14 protein-coding genes, 2 tRNA genes, 2 rRNA genes and 2 pseudogenes are annotated in these 21,587 nt (G+C 33.2%); 7 read left to right on the top strand and 13 right to left on the bottom strand.

The annotated features are described in order from the left end of the window. Positions 1–94: 94 nt before the first annotated feature. Positions 95–1,444, bottom strand: a complete 1,350-nt coding sequence (gene mepM / locus A9G43_RS01840) for a murein DD-endopeptidase MepM (RefSeq protein ID WP_065606130.1) — start codon at positions 1,442–1,444, stop codon at positions 95–97. A 28-nt stretch (positions 1,445–1,472) separates the two neighbouring features. After that, entirely contained in the window at positions 1,473–2,417 is a 945-nt protein-coding gene (gene znuA / locus A9G43_RS01835; protein WP_442903306.1) for a zinc ABC transporter substrate-binding protein ZnuA, read from the bottom strand. A 103-nt stretch (positions 2,418–2,520) separates the two neighbouring features. On the opposite strand from znuA, the gene znuC reads away from it, so the two are divergent. The 6 genes and pseudogenes from znuC to A9G43_RS01805 all read left to right on the top strand — a co-directional run bounded on the left by znuC (position 2,521) and on the right by A9G43_RS01805 (position 9,748). Further along, positions 2,521–3,303 (top strand): zinc ABC transporter ATP-binding protein ZnuC, encoded by a 783-nt coding sequence (znuC, locus tag A9G43_RS01830; RefSeq protein WP_065606128.1) that lies wholly within the window; start codon positions 2,521–2,523, stop codon positions 3,301–3,303. Then, positions 3,296–4,096 carry a zinc ABC transporter permease subunit ZnuB gene (znuB, locus tag A9G43_RS01825; RefSeq protein WP_065606126.1) on the top strand — a complete coding sequence of 267 codons (801 nt, stop codon included), beginning with the start codon at positions 3,296–3,298 and terminating at the stop codon, positions 4,094–4,096. The genes znuC and znuB overlap by 8 nt, the downstream gene beginning before the upstream one ends. A 122-nt stretch (positions 4,097–4,218) precedes the next feature. After that, positions 4,219–5,067 (top strand): annotated as a pseudogene (locus A9G43_RS01820) (YifB family Mg chelatase-like AAA ATPase); the annotation flags it as partial. Positions 5,068–5,171: 104 nt separating this feature from the next. Beyond that, the gene (locus A9G43_RS01815; RefSeq protein ID WP_065606121.1) at positions 5,172–7,004 is read left to right on the top strand and encodes a hypothetical protein; all 1,833 of its coding nucleotides are present in this window, start codon (positions 5,172–5,174) and stop codon (positions 7,002–7,004) included. Between the two features lie 65 nt (positions 7,005–7,069). Then, positions 7,070–7,207 carry a hypothetical protein gene (locus A9G43_RS01810; protein WP_218058582.1) on the top strand — a complete coding sequence of 46 codons (138 nt, stop codon included), beginning with the start codon at positions 7,070–7,072 and terminating at the stop codon, positions 7,205–7,207. Positions 7,208–7,363: 156 nt separating this feature from the next. Continuing rightward, a complete protein-coding gene (locus A9G43_RS01805; RefSeq protein WP_065606119.1) occupies positions 7,364–9,748 on the top strand; it encodes a restriction endonuclease in 2,385 nt (794 codons plus the stop codon). Positions 9,749–9,773: 25 nt separating this feature from the next. On the opposite strand, the gene A9G43_RS01800 is transcribed toward A9G43_RS01805, so the two are convergent. The 6 genes from A9G43_RS01800 to A9G43_RS01775 all read right to left on the bottom strand — a co-directional run bounded on the left by A9G43_RS01800 (position 9,774) and on the right by A9G43_RS01775 (position 19,017). Continuing rightward, on the bottom strand, positions 9,774–12,647 hold the full coding sequence (locus A9G43_RS01800) for a DNA methyltransferase (protein WP_065606117.1): 2,874 nt from the start codon (positions 12,645–12,647) through the stop codon (positions 9,774–9,776). 399 nt (positions 12,648–13,046) lie between these two features. Continuing rightward, positions 13,047–14,501: a hypothetical protein gene (locus tag A9G43_RS01795; protein WP_081297984.1), complete on the bottom strand. Its 1,455-nt coding sequence runs from the start codon at positions 14,499–14,501 to the stop codon at positions 13,047–13,049. Continuing rightward, positions 14,462–15,580: a TniQ family protein gene (locus tag A9G43_RS01790; protein WP_065606113.1), complete on the bottom strand. Its 1,119-nt coding sequence runs from the start codon at positions 15,578–15,580 to the stop codon at positions 14,462–14,464. The genes A9G43_RS01795 and A9G43_RS01790 overlap by 40 nt, the downstream gene beginning before the upstream one ends. Beyond that, entirely contained in the window at positions 15,538–16,431 is an 894-nt protein-coding gene (locus tag A9G43_RS01785; protein WP_065606111.1) for a TniB family NTP-binding protein, read from the bottom strand. The genes A9G43_RS01790 and A9G43_RS01785 overlap by 43 nt, the downstream gene beginning before the upstream one ends. After that, positions 16,431–18,362: a Mu transposase C-terminal domain-containing protein gene (locus tag A9G43_RS01780; RefSeq protein ID WP_065606109.1), complete on the bottom strand. Its 1,932-nt coding sequence runs from the start codon at positions 18,360–18,362 to the stop codon at positions 16,431–16,433. The genes A9G43_RS01785 and A9G43_RS01780 overlap by 1 nt, the downstream gene beginning before the upstream one ends. Next, the gene (locus tag A9G43_RS01775) at positions 18,355–19,017 is read right to left on the bottom strand and encodes a heteromeric transposase endonuclease subunit TnsA (protein ID WP_065606188.1); all 663 of its coding nucleotides are present in this window, start codon (positions 19,015–19,017) and stop codon (positions 18,355–18,357) included. The genes A9G43_RS01780 and A9G43_RS01775 overlap by 8 nt, the downstream gene beginning before the upstream one ends. 159 nt (positions 19,018–19,176) lie before the next feature. On the opposite strand from A9G43_RS01775, the pseudogene A9G43_RS01770 reads away from it, so the two are divergent. Then, positions 19,177–19,857 (top strand): annotated as a pseudogene (locus A9G43_RS01770) (ATP-binding protein); the annotation flags it as partial. 4 nt (positions 19,858–19,861) lie between these two features. Here A9G43_RS01770 and A9G43_RS01765 read toward each other — a convergent pair. From A9G43_RS01765 to A9G43_RS01745, 5 genes are all read right to left on the bottom strand, one after another. Beyond that, on the bottom strand, positions 19,862–20,200 hold the full coding sequence (locus A9G43_RS01765) for a DUF413 domain-containing protein (protein ID WP_065606107.1): 339 nt from the start codon (positions 20,198–20,200) through the stop codon (positions 19,862–19,864). Positions 20,201–20,334: 134 nt separating this feature from the next. Beyond that, a tRNA-Trp gene (locus A9G43_RS01760) sits at positions 20,335–20,410 on the bottom strand. Positions 20,411–20,418: 8 nt separating this feature from the next. Next, a tRNA-Asp gene (locus A9G43_RS01755) sits at positions 20,419–20,495 on the bottom strand. Positions 20,496–20,528: 33 nt separating this feature from the next. Continuing rightward, positions 20,529–20,644 (bottom strand): 5S ribosomal RNA (gene rrf, locus A9G43_RS01750). Positions 20,645–20,781: 137 nt separating this feature from the next. Beyond that, positions 20,782–21,587 (bottom strand): 23S ribosomal RNA (locus tag A9G43_RS01745); the annotation flags it as partial.

Below are 21,587 nucleotides of genomic sequence, written 5' to 3'. Positions count from 1 at the left end.
GCTTATGATAACATAATTTTTTAAGGACACCTTCACTACCTTTTTAAAAAGGTTCAGCAGAGTAAGGAGTTAAGCATAAAAACAATGTATAACTTTAAAAGTTTAGCTGAGAGCTCATACTTTTAACTTTTGACAAAAATGCCTTCTTCGACTTACCTGTTAATCCTTCCGAAATAGGTAAGCTTGCCGTTAATGGATTAACTGGCTTATTATTAATATGTAACTCAAAATGTAAATGAGGTCCTGTGGAACGCCCTGTATTTCCTGATAGGCCAATTTTATCGCCTTGCTCAACCTGCTGACCAGGTTTGACTAAAATTTTATCCAAGTGCATATAAGTTGTCATATACTGACGACCATGCCGAATGGCAATATAGTTGCCCGCTGAACCACTATACTTTGCGATTACTACTTCACCATTACCAACAGATAATACAGGTGTACCACGAGACACCGCGAAATCAACACCATTATGAGGAGCTATTTGCCCTGTAACAGGATGTAAACGACGGGGATTAAATCCAGAAGAAACACGCGCCTTTTTAGCTAAAGGATAACGGAAAAAACTCTGCGATAAGCTGTTGCCATTAATATCATAATATTTACCATCATCAGCTAAAATCGCATAATAGTCTTTGGTTCCATTTTTAATTCTAACGCCTAGCAATTGACTATTAGATAAGCTTTTACCATGCATTTCTCGTGTTAAAGCAACTGAAAATTTATCTCCTACTTGTAATCGGCGAAAATCTAAACGCCACTGTAAAGCACGAGTAATAATACCTATTTCATTACTGGTTAGCCCACTCTTTCGAGCATCAGCAACAAAACTAGATTTAATGTCACCTTTTATAACAATATCTTGTGGTACAACTTCAGCTGTTTCAGAACTTTCTACAAATTTATCACCCGATTTTTCATAGATTCGAATGTTATTGCTTGATATTGTCCAACTAAAAGTTTGCAAATTATGATTATCATCAGTCGTCCAGCTAATCTGTTGACCAATCCTTAAATTTGCAAGTTGCTTAAATTTTGACGTTAATTGATAGATATCATTTTTATTAACATTATAACGAATTAGAATATCATGCAGAGTATCCCCACGAACAATAGTATATTGTACAGCATTATCTTTACCATCAACAATATCATCTAATTCATCTTTGACAATCTCATCTTCCGGAACATCTGATGATTCAGTAATGGTAGCAATTTTCCCATTTATTATCTCAACTCTTCCATCACCAGTAAGAGAGTGGGAATTAACATTTACAGTGGTTTCAACTTGAGGATTTAATGGAACATAAACCGTTCGATCCAAATTGAGTGGACGCCACAGAATAGTAAATAAAATAACAATAAAAAGAACTCCCAATATTGAAAAATAGGGAATCTTAAAATTATTTTTTCCAATATCAGGTGATTTTATTTTTTTTGCCAAAATTAACCTTAACTATTTATTACTAAAACTAGTTTCTATCTAAACAATCCATCAGTTGTTGTGTTAAATTTGATAAAAATTGTGAATATGCACCTTTCGAAAGCGTTATACTCGTCCCTAAGGGGTTTAATTCTCCAATTCGAACATCTGTTCCACTCACTATTTTTTCAATAACTGCAGGGCTAAACTGTGGCTCACGAAATACACATACTGCTTGATGATCCTTGAGCTTCTGTTGAATAGCATAAACTTTTTGAACACCGGGCTGAACTGCTGGATTTATAGTAAAACTGCCTAGCTTTTTTAATCCAAACTGTGCCTCAAAATATCCATAAGCATCATGAAACACAAAATACCCTCTATTTTGTACGGTAATTAGTTTTTTTGCAATGTTTTGTTCCGTTTCTGTGAGTTTGGTAATGAATTCGTCTAGGTTTTCATCAATTAATGTGCTTTTATCTGGATACAAGGTAATAAGTCTATCATGAATTGATTGTGCGATAATCTTAGCAATTTTAGGTGAAAGCCAAATATGCTCATCATATTCACCATGATGACCTTGGCTTACTTCATCATGAGAATGAGCATCTTCCTGTTCATGCTTATCATGGCTGGTTCTAAGCAACGATTTGATTTCCGGTACAGTCATTAATTCAATTTGCTTTTGCTTATCAATATTTTTTAAGATTGTTGGCATAAAAGCTTCCATATCTTTACCGACCCAAATCACAAGTTCGGCTGATTTAAGTTTTGCTAAATCAGAGGGTTTTAAATAATAAGTGTGAGGAGATGCGCCATCAGGAAGTATAATATCAGTATCAGTCACTCCTGAAACAATGGCTTCAGTAATAAACCCTATGGGTTTTACAGACGAAATAACTTTCGCATTAGCAAAATTAGCGATAGTTTGCATAAATATTAATGAACTAAATATCATTAAAAAAGAGATTAATTGTTTATTATTTTGTGTAATATTTTTTTTCACACCATTATCCTATATTAAAAAGTATGATAGAATAAAATCAATAATTGTTATAATATAACATAACATGATTGTAGGCAAGGCTCTTAACGATATGAAACCACTAATCTCTCTTGATAGTGTTTCGGTGGAAATTGACCATCAAAAAATATTACATGACGTTTCGTTGGCAATAAATCTTAATCAAATTATCACATTACTTGGTCCCAATGGCGCAGGTAAATCAACTCTAGTAAAAGTCATTTTAGGTTTAGTTCCATATACTTCAGGAACAATTAAGCGTTCAAGTAATTTAACAATTGGCTATGTACCACAGTCAATCAATTTAAATACCACACTGCCAATTACTGTTAAACGTTTTATGCGCTTAAATAAACAATTAAATACCGAAAAGATTTTTAATACGTTATCAATGGTAAAAGCTGAATATTTGATTAATAAATCTATGCATCAATTATCAGGTGGTGAATTGCAACGCGTATTATTAGCTCAAGCCTTAGCAAAGCAACCTCAATTATTGATTCTTGATGAACCAACTCAAGGCGTGGATGTTAATGGTCAAGTATTATTATATGATCTAATCGCTGATGCGAAAAAACAGTTTAATTGTGGTGTATTAATGGTTTCTCATGATCTTCATTTAGTTATGGCAAAAACAGATGAAGTAATTTGTTTAAATCATCATATTTGTTGTTCTGGCACACCTGCTATTGTATCTAACGATCCTGAGTTTATTTCTCTTTTTGGCCAACATGGGGCTTCACAAATCGCAGTTTATAAGCATCATCATAATCACCAACATGATTGTTGCTCCCCCACTATTAATCAACATAGGCAAATTGCTATGTCTTGTTATGGAAAAAAACATAATGATTGAGTTATTATTACCTTCTTTATTAGCAGGATTATGCTTAACGAGCATAACAGGTCCTTTAGGTACTTTTGTTGTTTGGCGTAGAATGTCCTATTTTGGTGATACTCTATCCCATGCGGCTTTACTTGGTATCGCTTTTGGCTTTTTACTGAATATAAATTTATTTTATGCAGTCATTTTTGTAACTCTTTTACTAGCCTTAGGGTTACTTTGGTTAGAAGGCCAAAAACAACTTCCAATTGATAGTTTACTTGGTATTTTAGCTCATAGTGCATTATCTCTTGGTTTGGTTGTAATTAGTTTAATGAATAACATCCGTATCGATCTAATGGGGTACTTATTTGGTGATCTATTATCAGTGACCTATTCTGATCTTTATCAAATTACTATTTGTGTAGCATTTATTGGCATTTTATTGCTTTGGCGATGGAATGAAATTTTATTTATTACTGTTAGTGAAGAGTTAGCGTTTAGCCACGGTATTAATATACAAATAACAAAATTACTTTTAACTCTACTGTTGGCGCTAACAATAGGTCTATCAATGAAATTTGTTGGAGCCCTGATTATTACATCTTTGCTTATTATTCCTGCCGCTACAGCTAAATATTATTCAAAAACACCCGAAGCTATGGCCATAATTGCAATAATAATTGGTATGTTATCAGTTATTGCAGGTCTAATATTTTCTTTTATTTACGACACTCCAACAGGACCATCAATTGTATTAAGTAATACTTGTTTATTTTTTATATCATTATTTATTTCAAAATTAACTTTAAACAAAAAAAATTAAGATTATTGCAAAAACGGATTATTTATTGCGTGACATATCCCATTAATAAACTGACTTTAATCGTTTGCTCAATATTTCTAATACTATAATAATATAATTCAATATGTTGATAATTAAAAACTATGTCACTTGCAATTATTTATACTCGAGCATCTATTGGGATACAAGCACCGTTAATAAACGTTGAAGTTCATATTAGTAATGGGTTACCAGGTTTTGTTTTAGTTGGCCTGCCTGAAGCAACGGTTAAAGAGGCTAAAGATCGAGTTAGAAGTGCCATTATTAATAGTGGTTTTACCTTTCCTGCAAAAAAAATAACTGTTAACTTATCTCCTGCAGATCTACCAAAGGAAGGGAGTCGTTTTGATTTACCAATAGCTATCGCTATTCTTGCCGCTACAGAACAAATTCCAACAGATAACCTATTACATTATGAATTTTTAGGAGAATTGGCCCTTTCAGGAAATATTAGAGCAGTAAAGGGAGCAATCCCAGCTGCTATTTCTTCTAAAAAGAAAAATCGTACATTAATAATTTCAGCAGAAAATCAATCTGAAATTTCATTAATTCACCAAAACAATACCTTAATCACTAATAACTTATTGGAGTTATGCCAATATTTATATAAAGAAATTGACTTACCAGTAGTTCAATACCGTGAATATCAAGATGTTGATAATAACTTAGCTAGTTTACAAGATATAATCGGACAGGAACAAGCCAAAAGAGCGTTAGAAATAGCAGCCGCTGGAGGTCATAATTTACTATTAATTGGTCCTCCAGGGACAGGAAAAACTATGTTAGCAACTCGCTTGACATCGCTGTTACCTCAATTATCTGATGAAGAAGCGCTTGAAAGTGCTGCAATAACTAGTCTAGTTAGTCCAAATGGTTCAATCAAAAACTGGCGTAAAAGGCCATTTAGATCGCCACACCATAGTGCATCAGCGGCAGCATTAGTTGGTGGAGGTGTTAAAGTTACAAATAATTGGCAAACGATACAAATAATTGTCACATAGCTACCACATCATTTATAATCTACATATCTCTTGAAATAATAGAAAGGATGTGGATTATGTCTTTCGTAGATGAACTTATTGGAAAAGAATTCACTTATGAACCCTATGATGGTTTCTGTCCTGATTTTTCAGTATTCTTTAATAAGATGAAATATCTAGAAAACCATGCTGAATTAAATCCACGCCCTCACCCACCAATTAAAGGTAGTAGTTGGTATTTTCCTTCTTATGAATATATCGTTGTTTGGTACGATAGTAGCTTGATTTTTCAAAGAAAAAACACTCAATCACACATTAAAGTTAAGTTGGTAAACCTAAAGAATCCTACCTATAAAAAGGAAGGTATCACTCATTTAAGCATTCTGTATATTTCTGTGCCTATTAATATTCTTCATTACTTCTTTATTGGTAGTGTTTGGAAAGATGGTAAGGCAATAAAACAGGTAAAACTCAAAGAATATCTTGTTACAGCTAATCAAGCATTTGAAGGAAACAGAGATAACGTAAATTATCAACCTTTCTATGATAAAGAAAACCATAAATACAACGAGCCATTCTCACCAAATTTATACACTATTGAATCAGACTGTAACAACTATAAGTATGATAAAAATCAACTAATCAAAATTCAGCAAAATGGTATAGATTTCATTATTCATCCATTACATCTTTTCTGTGCTCATTATGGAATGTCAGCAGATATTAAGAGAATTTTGGCAACCTACGATTGGAATGAAGTCAAAAAACGGTTTTATTTAGATATAAATGAACCATCTTTATATCATGAAAAACACGTTGTTGTATCAAAGTATTTTGTGAAGAAAGATGCAATTTTCCTTTACCATCTCAAATATGATAAAGCAGTAACACTAGAACGAACAAAAACGCTTAATAATGAAATTAAGATTTCAGATAAGAATCCAAAGCCAATAAAAGTTCAATTTTGGTGCGACCAAAAAGTGCAACTAAAAATTCGTGGTATTGAGTTAAATGGAGTTATTTTATGTGCAGAAATTGTAGGTATAAATCAACCTATCGGCGATGATATTACTCTTGTATTACATCGCAATAAAAAGGAAGAAGAAAAAAATATCCAATCAAACGGAAATGAAAAACCTGCCATCAAAAAGTATAAACGAGAAGTAAATACAGAATATCTCAGCACAAAAATTACAGATAGCGAGCCTAATAATAGAACATCTCAAAGTATCAGAAAAAAATTTGAAGAACTAGGACAAAAAAGAATCATGAACACGGTTCATGTTCAACACCAAAATAACAATTCACATCAAACTAAAGGAATACAACCCAAAGAGGCTGATGAGCTTGGATTCGGAGACCGTTATGGTGCGGAAGGTAATATAGGCTTAGCGGCTTGTTTCCTAGATGATACAAGTGAAAATAAAGATATAAAGCTATTTCGACTTTGGGATATGGCAAAAGACTTTGCTTTAAAGAATGGCGGGCGGGTCCACTGGTTTACTCCCCAATTAGGATTCAGAGATGACAATGATTTGGTGTTCATATCATTAGATCAAGATAATGCTATTGCCTACCCTGAAATCGCATTGGTAATTCGTATCATCCTAGACGATGAAAAATTCTATATTATAGATTTTTCTCAAAAATCACATGACATTTCAATGAGCGGTATTACTTATAAAGAAAGGTACGATGAAAACTTTATTTCATTAGATGACACTCAAAGTAGTAAATTAATGGAAATAATTTGTGAAGTGATACTTTCAGAGCAACTACCTACTGACTATATTTCACAACAGAACGAAAAAGAAATGAAAATTGCAACATTCAAACACCCAACAGCAAAAAGTAGTAATTGGGTATATAACGGAATAAGTAAACTTACTAAAAGAATTTTAAATAAATAGAACCTTACACTTACAACTACAATGTAGAAGATATGGGCGGTTCAAGTGCTTATGGAGATTGTGATATGACTGGGAAATACGGTGATTGCACCATCGTAAATGAATATGGAGGTGAAGTTCAAGCCGAAGCTGAATGGATCCATAATGGTGTGATGATTGTTACTGATGAAGATGGAAATGAATATGAAATGGAAGCTCAATAACCATTTATAATTTATAATTTATAAATAAGGTAGCATTATGTATAAAGAATTCATTTTAACATTAAATGAGTTAGAAAAAATTAAAAATCAAAATAGTGATTGGGGCAATTTTAGTTAATCAGCATTAAATAAAATAGGAAACAATGGAAGAATTTTATGAAAAATAGAATTGAATCTTCAGAAATAGAGAAAGTGAATGATTTAATAATGAACGCTCTCGAATATAAAGATAATGATAAACATTTAAACAGTTTAAAAAACTCTTTTTATTTTAAAGGTAGAAAATCTATTGGTATATCTAGTTTCATTATAAAAAATTTATTGTCAGAAAATGAAAGAGTCTTAGATCCATTCGCTGGAGGTGGGTCATTCTTATTATCTGCTTTAATAGCGGATAAAGATGTTACAGGTATAGAATTAGATAATTACACTTTCTTTGCATTAAGAATGGTTTTTGAACAATGTGATCTAAAAAAATTGAATTCCTTATTTAAGCGCATAGAAAATAAATGTAAAAATGAGATACTAGACCTTTATAAAACAGAATGCTGTAATAATAAAAATTACATTAAAAAATTTTTATTTGATCCATCAACAAAAGAATATTTTAACCCTACCCCCAATAGAGAAATTAAAGATGGAATGAATATACATTTACTATATAAATGTCCGTCATGTCTAAATTCAAGAAAAAAATTTGATGAAAGTGATTATATTAAGTTAGTAGAAACTGAAAATAAAGATACTTCTGCTTTTCCAAATGATAAGCTTATGGAAAATAGTAGAATAAACATCACAGCTTCAACAGGTGCTGATATTTATAATAAGTTTTTTACAAAAAGATCACAGTACTCTTTATTAAAGATTCAAGAGAATATATCATCATTAGATGACTGTATAGAAAAAGATATGTTACAACATATTCTAGTGAATACTTTACCGTTAGCAAAAATAGCCATGTATGGTAGTTCAACTGATATTCTATATCATGTTGTTCTTGATAATGGTCAAGAAATGAATGTTTGGCATTTATTTAATGATAAATATGAAAAGTTCTTAAAATTTAAAAAAGAAAATATTGAATTAATTTCAAAAGCAGAAAAAAAATTAGAATTAATAAATGATGATTATAACAATTACCTTAAAAATGAAAAAATTAAATATGATTTAATTTACACTGACTTCCCATACACAGATCAAGTTCCATACCTAGAACGAAACCAATTGTACAGAATATGGCTATATAATTTTGTAAGCAAAACAGATTTCTCATTTTCTGAGTTTATGTTAGAAAATGAGATAGTACAAACCAATGCTACTAAACGCAAAGAAAAATCATCAATTGAATCTTATTATAAAGACCTTGATAAGATGTTTAAGCAATTTTATGACGTATTGAATGAAGATAAGTATATATTTATAACTATAAAACTAGGAAAGAATAAATATATTCAAACTTATTCTGAAATAATTAATCTTGCAAGAAAAAACGGTTTTGAGTATGTAACCAGAGTAGGTATAGAGCACACTAATCCAACGTTAAGAAAGCAATCTGCCTATGCCAATACTTTACAGAAAGAACAAGTGGTTGTATTTAAGAAATTATCAAGTGAAGATAGATACTTTTATATAAAAAATATTAATGTAGAACCTGAGATCATTACTAAAATCTATAATTTAGTAAGAGATTCGAATCATGTGGTAACTTTTACAGAAGGTGTTTCTCATATATCTACATATCTAAGAAATAAATTTCACTTAATTTTTAATGAATATGATATTGAGAGAATAAAGAAGATCATTACAAACAACTTTATATTAGAAGATAATCAAAGACTAAAATTAGACAATAACATTTATTATACCGAAGTTGAAGATGAACAAACGATATTTATTAAATTATATGATGTTATTCCTATTTGCATTAGAGAATTATTAGAAAATAAAGGTTATTTTGAAATTGAAGATCTATACTTAAAACTTACATCTCTTTTATGTGAGTCAGACCATTCCGTACTTTCCAAGATTCTAAATGATGGCAATCATAGTAAAGAGATACAAGAATTAGTGAATTCATATTGCGAAATAAGTAATGGTCTTTATATTAAAAAAGAATATAAAAATAAATTCTTTGAAGGAAGTCAAGATGTATCTCAATTTTCGGGAAAAGACTTTGAAATACTGATAAAGAATTTATTAGAAAAAGAGGGATTCTTTAATGTCCATATAAGAGGTGGAGCAGGAGATAGAGGTGTTGATATTATTGCTTCAAAATTAATTAATAAAGAAGTTAAACGTTACTATTTACAATGTAAAAGATGGGTGGCTAAAGTAGGTTCAGAACCAATACAAAGATTATTTGCTGAAAAATCGTATAATAAAATTGATTATACAATATGTGTAACCACATCTGACTTTACATCAGAAGGACAAATTGCTGCAAAAAACTTCGATGTGGAAATGTGGAATGGGATTAAAGTAATGGAATTATTAAACAAACATTTTCCTAAACAATATTTCAATGCTTTAATTCCTAGTTAAATAAAAGCCCTTATGGGCTTTTATTTTATAAAGACCACTTAGCAGTATAGCTATTCCAATAAAAGGATTTCTCAAAAAGCTCAACTAGCGATTTATATTTTTTAGCCAGTTTCTCTAACCAACCATTAACAATCAATAACTCCATTAGCCCATTGTCATATAATTCTGGAGTAGATAATGGCCCCAATGTCTTTAACATATATTTTGCTTCATTTAAGACATTAAGCTCTATTTCTTCAATATTTTCTTTTCCAGACATATATCTGTTTTTCATCTTAGTATTCATAAAAAACAAGATAGAATCTCCATTTAAAGATTTCTTAGGGCTTATAATATTTTTTAGAGTTACATTTCTTTTTATATGACTCTGCCCCATAAAAGCAAATCCAGAATCATATATTGATTTTATTAAATTATGCCAAACGGAAAGATCACTATCATGGAAGTACAGGCACATAAACTTATCTTTTTTAAGTTTCATGCCACACATATTAAATACTTTTTCCAAATTATCATAATAGGAAAATTTATCTTTTTTTCTTTCTTTGGCAGAAGATACTACAATTTCATCTTCTAAATTAAAAGATAATCCTACAATTGGTTTATATAGTTGCATATATTCAGAATATAAAACCTGTTCTAAATATGGAGGATCTGTAATAATAAGATCAATGCTATTGTCAGGTATCTGCTGTTCAGTAATGTACTGGCTTCCCATTCTTAACAGCATAGCTTTATTTTTACCTAATTCTTCGTACTTTTTAACAATTTCAGTGTTTGAATATGATTTCTCTATATCCTTAATAGCCTTTAAGAATAAATCTATTTTCTTTAATGCTAAAGAATAAACATTCTTTTCTACACAGTTCTTTTTAGGGATCCATAGCAACCACTGAGAGTTAGAATGAGTATCAGTTATTTTAGCTTGGTGTAGCAATGAATTTATTATATAAACAATGATTCTTTGTAAATTTTCTGAGTATTTCCTTGATAACTCTAACAATTCATCTAAAGCCTTTAGATTTCTTGAGGTAAATATATTAGAAATAACATCTCCATCTAGCACTGCTATTTTTGAATTCTTTATTAAGTTGTATTTACTATCAACAATATTATATGTATATTCTTTATACATTTGTTTTTCAACAAGCTCTAAATTATTAAATTGTTTACAACCGCAAGTACATTTTATACTTACTGCATTTATACTTATGTCATTTTTATTTCTTATAGGTTTATCAAATACAACCTTGTCAATAGAAACTTGATTGTTACAATTTTCACAATTTACCTTATATAGTTCATCAATCATTTTCATTTCTTTTTTGAAATGATTTAATTCATTAATCAGCTCCTTATCTAAACTATATTCACAGATTGTCTTAGTTATGAATAATGGCATTTCATTTATATCACATCCTATGGCAGCTCTATTGTTTCCATTTTTTACAGCTTCTAGTACTGTAACACCTGAACCTAAAAAAGGATCAAAAACCACCTCACCTTCATCTGTTAATTCTTTAATTAAATAATCACTAATATTAAAAGCCTTCTGAGACCAGTATAAATGAGTATTATAAATTTTACTCTTATTTGTTGGCGTTATATTAGATAATTCACTTTTTATTTTATTTATATTTATATTATTTTTAACTGGCTTGCTTGAGCATAATATTAAATATTCTATTACTTCTTTCTTGCTTTTGTTTTTATTGTTAGAATGATTATAATTTATCTTATTAACATTTACTTGCTCAACACCATATTTTGTTGTACAAATATTAATTAATTCTTCAATAGAAACTGTATATCTATCCGTTTTCTGGTTTTCAATTTCTTTAGGATAGGCGTAAGATAATGCTAGTCCCTTGTTTAAAGAGTGAGCTTTATCTACTATGCTTATTAGAAGTTCTTTTGCCTTTCCTTTTTGACTCAATTCTGATTGAAATCTCCCCTCTGTATATAAGCCATTAGTAAATCCATTTTTACTAATAGTAGGTTTTGGATAATTGTATTTTCTTGCAACATTTAGTAAATGATAATATCTTGAGTATTGCATATCAGTATATGGAGGATCTGCATAAATTACGTCAATCTTATTCATTATATTCATATCATTTAACACTTGCATACAATCAAGATTGTAAACTTCATGCTTATGTTTTCTCTTGTTGCCTAATTCTGAAATACATTGATCCAACTTTTGTTTAAAGCAAACTTCAATACTCTTCATTCTAGTAACAAAAGCTCTATTACTATTTTTTATTAAATTTAAAGGTTGAGCCATATGTCCATCCCTAGAGTAAGAGCATTCTTTCATAGCGTAAAATAAGCTAGAAAAGAATAAATCCTTGTAAGGATATTCACTATTATGAATACTATAAACAATAGAATCTATTTCAATAGCTTGTTTAATACCAAAATAATTTCCTGCATAATATCTGGTAAATAAATTATACTTATCTTCTTTTCTTAAAGTTTCACTATCTAACTTACTTGGATTACTCCAAATAGTTTTATGATTATCATAAAGATTAATTAGATCATTAATATTTCTATTTTTTAAAGCTAAATCTTCCATATTTATGTAATGCTCTAATTTTTCTTGCTTAATTAATCTGTTTTTTTGATAGCTATATAAGTTATAAAAATCATCATATTGCTGTGATGTTATTTTTTTATCTATTGAAAAGACTTGACATATTGTAGATGCATAAGATTCAGCATCATTAGATACTACATTAAATTTATCTAAAAGATTAGAGGTAACAACTCCAGAGCCTGAAAATAAATCAAGTACACCTCCTGATGAGGTGTTTATCTCTTCGATTCCAGAAGTTATAAAATCAATAATTCCTAATTTACTACCTTGATAGTTGATAAAGTCAGCTTTTTTCATATTTTCTATATTTTTGCTTATTACTTATACCTGTATTATACCACAAATAGAAAAATCAGGCTTTTAAAACAGCATCGGAAATTGAAATTTATGAATAAAAATAGCCTATTTATTAGGCTATTTATCATACATCTAATAAATAGAGATAACCCTATCTATACGAAAAGCTTCACGCCATTCGCTTAGATGGCGTTTCTCAAGTCGATTTCCTTTAATGATGGCAAGCCGTTTGTCAAACCGTCTTAAAATGTGCGGTATAGTAGCGAATGCGATCATCTCGTCGGTTTTCTGTTCTTCCTCAATCCATTGTTTAAATTGGACTTTTAAAGTTAAGTGATTTCTGTCGAGAAATGTGTTTCAATTTTTCGAGCAAGATCGCAAAATTAACATTTTTTCTCGTCAAGACTGCTGTTTTAGACGCGAATAAATATCTTGGGGAAGGAAATAATCCTTCGTGTTGTCACGGTAATAAGCCACACCATCTATCAGTACAATGGTATCAAGTTTTGGCTTTTTAATTTCAATACCGTGCAAGCTATATAGCACGACAGAAACCAATTCCATTTGTTCAACTTCCGTTAATTTGGCTTGCTTGTAGAGTTCAACTAAACGTTGCGAATAACGTTTTTTAAGCCGTTTAGCTTTCATCTGTTGAATAAGTTTGCGGTTAATGTCTAACTCGCAGTGATATGCCGATTTCAGGTGATTGATGAAACCTGTAATTGCCGCAATTTGACCTGTTTTCTCGCTCAAATAATGGTTTAACTGTTCCTGTGTAGGATAGTCTGCTACTACTTGAGAGCTGATTAAGTCGATAGCTGGTTGTAAAGCTAACCGAACAGATTTTAGTGAAGTTTTACCATCATCATATCGTTTTTGTAAAAGTTTATAGTAACTTGCTATACAAGGTACAGATTCTTTAAGTTTATTAAAAAGGGATTGTATGCGTTGCATTTCAGCTAAGTCGTCTTTTAAAGCTTCATCTACAACTACTTGATTAGTATCAAGTAACCAGCGTAATACGGTTAAATTTGCACGCAAACCATTTGGTTTAAAATGAATAACCAACTTTTCATAATCAGGGATTTTCTGCCAAATATCATCACAATCAATAAAAAATCTCATAAAGTCTGAACCTTTATGTAAAGCAACACTAATCCCGCATTTTCTCATGTACCAAAAAATAAATTTCTTATAGGCTGTTTTAATTGTCTTATGGCGAAAGATATGCGCATTTAAGCGAATCATATTGAATAATAAGGTTCGTCTTGCACAGTCAGGACAAATATTTCCATAACCTGAAGCCATTTCCGCTTTGCACTTAGGGCAAGTTGAAAGTAACTGTTCATCACATTTTTTGCATAATTGCTTTTCTTGATTATGAATTTTGCGATAACGGCTACAATTCTTACACGTTGCAAAGGTGTATCGTCGATAGCAAGAAAGGCATATAGATTCTTTTGTGATTGGTGAACGATACCTATCTCGGGTCATATTGCCACATTCTGAACACATTTGTTCTTCACGGAAGTAACGAACACATGATGAACATACAGTTCCGTAATTCGTCACCATTCCTACATTAAATGTACCAGCTTCTTTTCCACAACGAACACAATCCGTCAAACGTTCGCACTCAAGGCAAAATTCGCCATCACGGTGAATACGCTTTAATTGACCACATGACTTACAGGTTTTCTTTTTAAACCATTGAGAGTAACAATTCGCACAATAGTATTCCTCTCGGAATTTGCGTGTAACTGGTGTTTTTCCACAAATAGAACAACTATTTTGCGAACGAATTTGGGTTATCTTCATACTGCAATTTGTAATTGTCGTTTTAGTCGTTCCCATTGACGGTTAAGACTTAAATTAGAATTAATTTTAGGCTTATTTGCTATTGTTTTTCGATTAACTTCTCTACCTTCTCTTGCATGCTTGAATAGTGAATCAAGCTCAGAAGGGTAATTTTCAAAAGCAAAGGCTTTTTGTGTAATCTCACTTTGTTGAATCGCATAAATAATTGCTTCGGAAGATAACTGAAGAATTTTTACAGCATTCACCAAAAGATTTTTACGTTCCTCTATCGGTAGCAATTCAAATGCTAATGCTGTTTTAGGTTGACATAGATTACCTTGTGATATGCCTAACTGTTCAAGAAACCTTGCAATAGCGTGAGAAGATTTTACTATTGCTCCACGACGAATGAGATTAATAAAATAACGTAAAATAATAAAATACTCTTGAGAATTAACTTGTTTCTGAAAACATAGACCTAAATCACTTGTAAAAACAGCATCTAGTATTTGTAGTGTTTCAATTTCCGTTTCACTTAATAAATCAGAGTGATGATTCAACATCTCACCACAATGATGACAATAATTTAGTTGTCTTTTATCCGCAGACAGTAAATGCGGTTGATATAGCTCACCACAACAAGAGCATTTTGCATCAAGTAATGTTTGATGTTTAAGACAACCAAAATACCATGCAAAACGCCATTCATTCCGTAAATATGGTGCTTCATCTAAACAGCATGAGCAATAATGCTGACCGCTACGATGTGAGCGATTACGAGAGCTTCTTGGCAGTACCCACTTCGCTTGACCTTTCATTAAGGTCTGTTCACCGTTAATCCGTTTTAATGCGGAATAAAGAGAGTTAGCTTCTAGGTTTACCATCCCATTCAGAGATAAGTCACAAATATCAGAATAGATTTGCTGCTGAATAGGTTCAAATCCCCTATCTAAATCATACGTCCATAACCGCAATTTATCCCAATAAAATCCAGTAAACGTTAATGGGTCAGTGCCGCAATCTAATGCTGCACGAATTAACCACGAACTAATGCTTTCATTTGGTTGTATTGACGTTCTAATCGTACCTGATTTTATCCGATAATTTTTCGGAAGCCCTGCGTCGGTTGTACCCATGAATTTTTCTCGATAATGTCTAACGTAATTTGCTCAGTACCTGATGTAATTGCTTCTACTGCACACGCAGTCAATAAGCGATGTACATTCCCTAGATTTCCACCTGAAATCGTATGAATTTTAGTAGCGAGTTCAGGCGATTGTAGGTTAGAGCATTTCTTCAATGGCAAAACACCCTGAAATTGGAAAAGTAACTTTTGAAAGTCCTTATCCAATTTCCACGTTGGCAATTCAGCAACATCAAAACGGCTAGCGTGTTGTGGGTCAGTATGTAGGACACGAATTGCATCTCTTGTACCTACACCAACAATAGGAATTTGCAGTTCATTACATAACATTTTAATCGCATTCATAACCTGACGTTGCAAACGTGGCGTACCCACAAGTAAAGAATGAAATTCATCAATAACTAACATCTTTACTTTGTATTCACGAAACAAATGAATCGTTTGATAACGTAACTTTGCCACACTATCAGTTGAGCGATAAGGCACATAAAAACGTTCTAATAACGAAATATAAAGCTCTTTTTCGTTTGCACTCGGCGGTGCTTCTGCCAAAATAATAGGGCGAACACCATCCGATAGACTATCGACATAAGGTTGCCCGTATAAATCGTAGAAATGGCGAATTAACGTTGTTTTACCGTTATTGGAATCCCCTATTACCAACAAATTAAACATTCTTGGTCTTTTCGGTTTATTCATCAGTGAAACTAGATTCTCAATAATTCGATTTGCAACAGGATAACCCACCCAACGAGGTTCATCTAAAAACTCAATCCGTTCTTGATTATTTGCGGTCACTAAATGACGAAATTTTTCATGAACATACTCATATTGCTTTTCCATTATTCAATATCCCCAAATGTGAATTCATCATCTGAAAGCAAGCTAGAAGCTGGTGCTTTTACTATTTCAGGTTGTGTTTTCTCGATTACATTAGTCGGTATTACTACATCACTTTTTGCATGGACTTTCTGTCGTTGTGCTTGCCGGCGAGCTTTCTTCATTCTATGAGCTGATTGCTCAACCATTTCACGCATTTCTGTTAAAGCATCATTAATTTGTTGTGAATGAATCAATTTTTCATCTTTGTCTTTCAAGAATTGACGAACTTGTTTATATTCCCAAATACTCATATCAGGTAATGATTGATCTGCAAACGGAATAGGGAAATAACGTTTTAATCTTGGATCGTAAAACCAAATTTTGCCAATATTACGTGGATCTCGACGAAATAAAAATTCCTTGCTTTTACCGTTTTCATCCGAATCATTAATGTACATATTAAGAGCAACATCATAGTAACGTAAACCATCTATCGTTACGCCATTATGTTGAATCGTGCGTTTTTCACTTGGTAAAAAATCGAGTAATAATGTTTGTTCATCAACAGGCATCTGCGGATAACCGCAGCCCACATGGTCTTTATCACCAAAAATACCTAAATGCCATTTTTGAACAGGCGACATTCCTAAAGCAGAGTGCGTACGTTTATGGTACACATTCACAATGTAGTTAATTAGCCACGATTCAAATTCATCTAACGTCATTACAGCTTCGGCTTCAGATTGATAAGTATCTTTTTCTTTCGTATTAGAGAAAGTTGTACCACTCAAACCATGAACCTCTTTCATAAATGTACCAATCACACGTTCAATATGTCCGCCAAATTCAGGACGACCGACTGGGCGAAATTCCAAAGCAATACCGTGTGCTTCACAAGATTTTGATAAATCAAGTGAACGGAAATCTGCACCGTTATCTACGTGAATTTTGTTTGGATAACCAAATACAGCCCATTCATCTTTGATATTATGGTCTAGCAATAAACGCTCTTTGGGCAAAATACTGCGAGCAATACACATTGCGACAGAAGTAACAGATGGTGCATCAAGCGAAAGGTAATAACCTGTAATCATTCGGCTATACACATCCATTGCTAACGTTAAATATGGTCTGCCAATCGGCTTGCGATACTGATTATCTACGATAATCAAATCAACAGGTGTATGGTCGATTTGAATCACACTCAGCGGAAAATCAGCATTTGGAAAACTATTTGGTTTAGGTGTAAATTTATTCTTCGCTTTTTCTTTTTGTCCACGCTTACGTAACCTTTCTTCTTCCGAAATACGCAAAATACGCTGTCGAATTGTTCTACGACTAGGGCTATCAATGCCTTTTTGACTCGCTACACGTTGTACTTCACGAATCGTCTGTTCAATAGAAGGACGTTGCTTGTGCAGGTAAAACTCATTAATGACTAATGTAACTAATTCATCTTGTTCTTTAGTTAAACGAGAATTACCTTCAGCCCAACCACGTTTACGACTAACCAACCCTGCGATAGAGCCTAGTGAATTATAGGCTTGCAACCATCGGTATAAACTGCGTTCACTTACGCCAACTTCTTCCGCTCGAGTTCTTACCGAAGCTGGACTATGTTGCTCATAGTTAAGTAACGGTTTAATCATTTCGTATTTTTTCAATGCCTTTTCCCAATAATCATCACTGATTGCACTTAAATCAACTGATACATCTTCACGTTCGTTGATTTTCAAATTATCTAACTGATGAATACTGGCAATCTTACTTTGGCGAGTATGAATATGTCGAATCATGACCTGAGCATCTTCATCAAGATATTCAAGTAACTCATATTGTTCGCCATCTTCACGATTTACATAAATGTTACCCTTTTGAAGAATAATACGGCCACGCTCTAACTTGCCATGATAACGTGGGTGAATAAATCCTTTTTCATTTGAATTAGTCATTTGAATATCCCCAAACTTCAGTAAATTCAGAAAGTGGCTCAAACCAATTACAAGTTAGTTGTTTGGTTGCCAACAAGTAATAGATAATTTGTAATCCTTTCGTGCGATACAAAGAACCTGTAAAGAAACGAGAAAGTAGATAATCTATTGTGGTGCCACCAAGCAATTCCACTTGAGAGAGTACCGCTTTAATATCTTCAGGATCACACTGTAATCTCTTATATCGCTGTACAGTATTAATATTGAATAAAGCAAGATGACGAATTTTATCTTCATCATAAATATGAAAGATGCAATCGTTCTTCTTCGCAAATTTCATTGCAGCTTTCCATTTCTCTTCCCAATCCCGCCAATGTTCTTGCCATTTTGATTTTGGTTTCACCTCAATTAACAAGGACGGTCGCCCATCATTGAAACGAATGAGGAAATCTGGTGTGTAAGGATAGGTTAGCCCATTTTTTACAAACAAAATGCGAGTAGGCTGAGAAACGATTTCCTCTACCGCAGGCATATAAGTAAAATAGAGCAAGAGATCACGCTCAAGCGTAGATTCGTAAGGTACGCTAATGCCTTCCTTGAAAGGAAGATAACCTGATACACTAAGGCGTGTTGGTTTAATCTTACGAACTTGTTTAAAAGCTTGTTCTGTTTTCATAGATAATTTGACTTTTATTAGTATCTTTTTAAGGATTTTGACAGTTATTTGTGTAAATAGTGCCATTAAATAGTATCTTTTCAAGGTAAAAAATAGGCTTAAGCCTTATTCTACCGTTACATGTTTTGCCTATTATGCCACTTATTTGTAACTTTGACAGGAGGAACAATACCTAAACCAGGAGAAATTTCACTAGCACATAATGGAGTTTTATTTTTAGATGAATTACCAGAATTTAACCGAAAAGTATTAGACGCCTTGAGAGAGCCAATTGAATCAGGTGAAATTATCATTTCAAGAGCAAATGCAAAAATAAAGTTTCCTGCTAAGTTTCAATTAATAGCCGCAATGAATCCAAGCCCTACAGGACATTATCAAGGAACACATAATAGAACAACACCGCAGCAAACAATCCGTTATTTAAATCGACTTTCAGGACCATTTCTCGATAGATTTGATATTTCTATTGAGGTGCCTTTATTACCTAAAGGCACCTTAAGTCAAAAACCGACTTCAGTAGAATCAACCGAAACGGTAAAACAACGTGTTTTACAAGCAAGAAATATCCAGTTTAGAAGAAATAATAAATTAAATAGTCAGTTAAGTACAAATCAAATACAATGCTACTGCAAATTATCAGACGAAAATAATGAATATTTAGAGCAAGCATTGATAAAATTAGGGCTCTCTGCTAGAGCATGGCATCGTATTCTAAAAGTATCTCGCACAATTGCAGATTTAGACTTATCAGAAAACATAGAACGAAAACATATTTCAGAAGCATTAGGTTATCGTTCTATGGATCGGTTATTAATTCAATTACACAAAAATATTGGTTAAAAAATTAGTCATCCCCATCAACAAAATCATCAATCGTATCAACTTGAGGTTTGCCACCAGATAATGTATGAAAGCGTTTTGGTTTATTTATACGAGAAAGATATTTCAGCCACGTTTTTTCAAAATCAGTTGATGGTTCTTTTTTGCCTTTGCAAACATCAACAAATGATTTTTCTTCCGCTGTAATAGGCTTTCTAACTTCAGCATCAAGATCTTTAAAAGCACAACCATATTTTTCTAATATAAGTGCTTCTTTAATAGTAAAGTCACCGTGACGAGAAAATCCTCTTGGGTAATTCTTATTATCAAAAAAACGTTGTTGATTTACAAAACTCTCAGCCATGTTCTATCCTCTAGGTTGTAAAAGTACTCGGGCAGGAATTATAATTGACTAAGTTAATCTGTAAACAAAATTTTTTTATTTGTTCGGGTAAAAATAACCAAATGATTAAATTTAAAACAAAATCATTATTCTTGTGGCAGGGGCGGAGAGTCTCGAACTCCCAACACCCGGTTTTGGAGACCGGTGCTCTACCAATTGAACTACGCCCCTAAATAAGGTGGCGGAACGGACGGGGCTCGAACCCGCGACCCCCTGCGTGACAGGCAGGTATTCTAACCAACTGAACTACCGCTCCACCGTATTTGGTATGTATATATTAAATTTAAAAGTCTGGCGGCACCCTACTCTCACATGGGTAATACCCACACTACCATCGGCACTACGGCGTTTCACTTCTGAGTTCGGCATGGGGTCAGGTGGGACCACCGCGCTATTACCGCCAGACATATCCTGTCTCTCTCAATCAGTATCAATATCTATTCATTATCTCATATCAATACTCATCTCTCAATCCGGAACAAACTGTTCTTTCAACTTTTAATCAACTCAATATCGCGTAACCCAAAACAACTCCGAGTTGTAAGGTTAAGACTCTCGGTTCATTAGTATCAGTTAGCTCAATGTATCACTACACTTACACACCTGACCTATCTACGTCTTAGTCTCAAACGGACCTTACTGAATCTCTTCAGGGAAAACTCATCTCAAGGCTAGTTTCGTGCTTAGATGCTTTCAGCACTTATCTATTCCGCACGTAGCTACCGGGCAATGCAATTGGCATCACAACCCGAACACCAGCGGTGCGTTCACTTCGGTCCTCTCGTACTAGAAGCAAACCCTCTCAATTTTCCTACGCCCATGGCAGATAGGGACCGAACTGTCTCACGACGTTCTAAACCCAGCTCGCGTACCACTTTAAACGGCGAACAGCCGTACCCTTGGGACCTACTTCAGCCCCAGGATGTGATGAGCCGACATCGAGGTGCCAAACACCGCCGTCGATATGAACTCTTGGGCGGTATCAGCCTGTTATCCCCGGAGTACCTTTTATCCGTTGAGCGATGGCCCTTCCATTCAGAACCACCGGATCACTATGACCTACTTTCGTACCTGCTCGAGCCGTCACTCTCGCAGTCAAGCTAGCTTTTGCCATTGCACTAACCTCCTGATGTCCGACCAGGATTAGCTAACCTTCGTGCTCCTCCGTTACTCTTTGGGAGGAGACCGCCCCAGTCAAACTACCCACCAGACAGTGTCCCTTACCTCGATTCAGAAGTATAGGTTAGAACATCAAACATTAAAGGGTGGTATTTCAAGGTCGACTCCACACACACTGGCGTGCATGCTTCTTTGCCTCCCACCTATCCTACACATTAAGGCTCAATGT

The organism is Gilliamella sp. Occ3-1 (genome assembly GCF_001690655.1).
GTDB lineage: Bacteria > Pseudomonadota > Gammaproteobacteria > Enterobacterales > Orbaceae > Gilliamella > Gilliamella apicola_P.
Note: the sequence above shows the minus strand (reverse complement) of the source record. Positions and strands in the feature narration are given on the sequence as shown.

Bases quoted from the DNA above. Each gene is read 5' to 3' on its own strand.
- znuC (WP_065606128.1), top strand. From the start codon at position 2,521: ATGAAACCACTAATCTCTCTTGATAGTGTTTCGGTGGAAATTGACCAT.
- znuB (WP_065606126.1), top strand. From the start codon at position 3,296: ATGATTGAGTTATTATTACCTTCTTTATTAGCAGGATTATGCTTAACG.
- A9G43_RS01815 (WP_065606121.1), top strand. From the start codon at position 5,172: ATGTCTTTCGTAGATGAACTTATTGGAAAAGAATTCACTTATGAACCC.
- A9G43_RS01810 (WP_218058582.1), top strand. From the start codon at position 7,070: ATGACTGGGAAATACGGTGATTGCACCATCGTAAATGAATATGGAGGT.
- A9G43_RS01805 (WP_065606119.1), top strand. From the start codon at position 7,364: ATGAAAAATAGAATTGAATCTTCAGAAATAGAGAAAGTGAATGATTTA.
- A9G43_RS01800 (WP_065606117.1), bottom strand. From the start codon at position 12,647: ATGAAAAAAGCTGACTTTATCAACTATCAAGGTAGTAAATTAGGAATT.
- A9G43_RS01795 (WP_081297984.1), bottom strand. From the start codon at position 14,501: ATGGGAACGACTAAAACGACAATTACAAATTGCAGTATGAAGATAACC.
- A9G43_RS01790 (WP_065606113.1), bottom strand. From the start codon at position 15,580: ATGGGTACAACCGACGCAGGGCTTCCGAAAAATTATCGGATAAAATCA.
- A9G43_RS01785 (WP_065606111.1), bottom strand. From the start codon at position 16,431: ATGGAAAAGCAATATGAGTATGTTCATGAAAAATTTCGTCATTTAGTG.
- A9G43_RS01780 (WP_065606109.1), bottom strand. From the start codon at position 18,362: ATGACTAATTCAAATGAAAAAGGATTTATTCACCCACGTTATCATGGC.
- A9G43_RS01775 (WP_065606188.1), bottom strand. From the start codon at position 19,017: ATGAAAACAGAACAAGCTTTTAAACAAGTTCGTAAGATTAAACCAACA.
- A9G43_RS01765 (WP_065606107.1), bottom strand. From the start codon at position 20,200: ATGGCTGAGAGTTTTGTAAATCAACAACGTTTTTTTGATAATAAGAAT.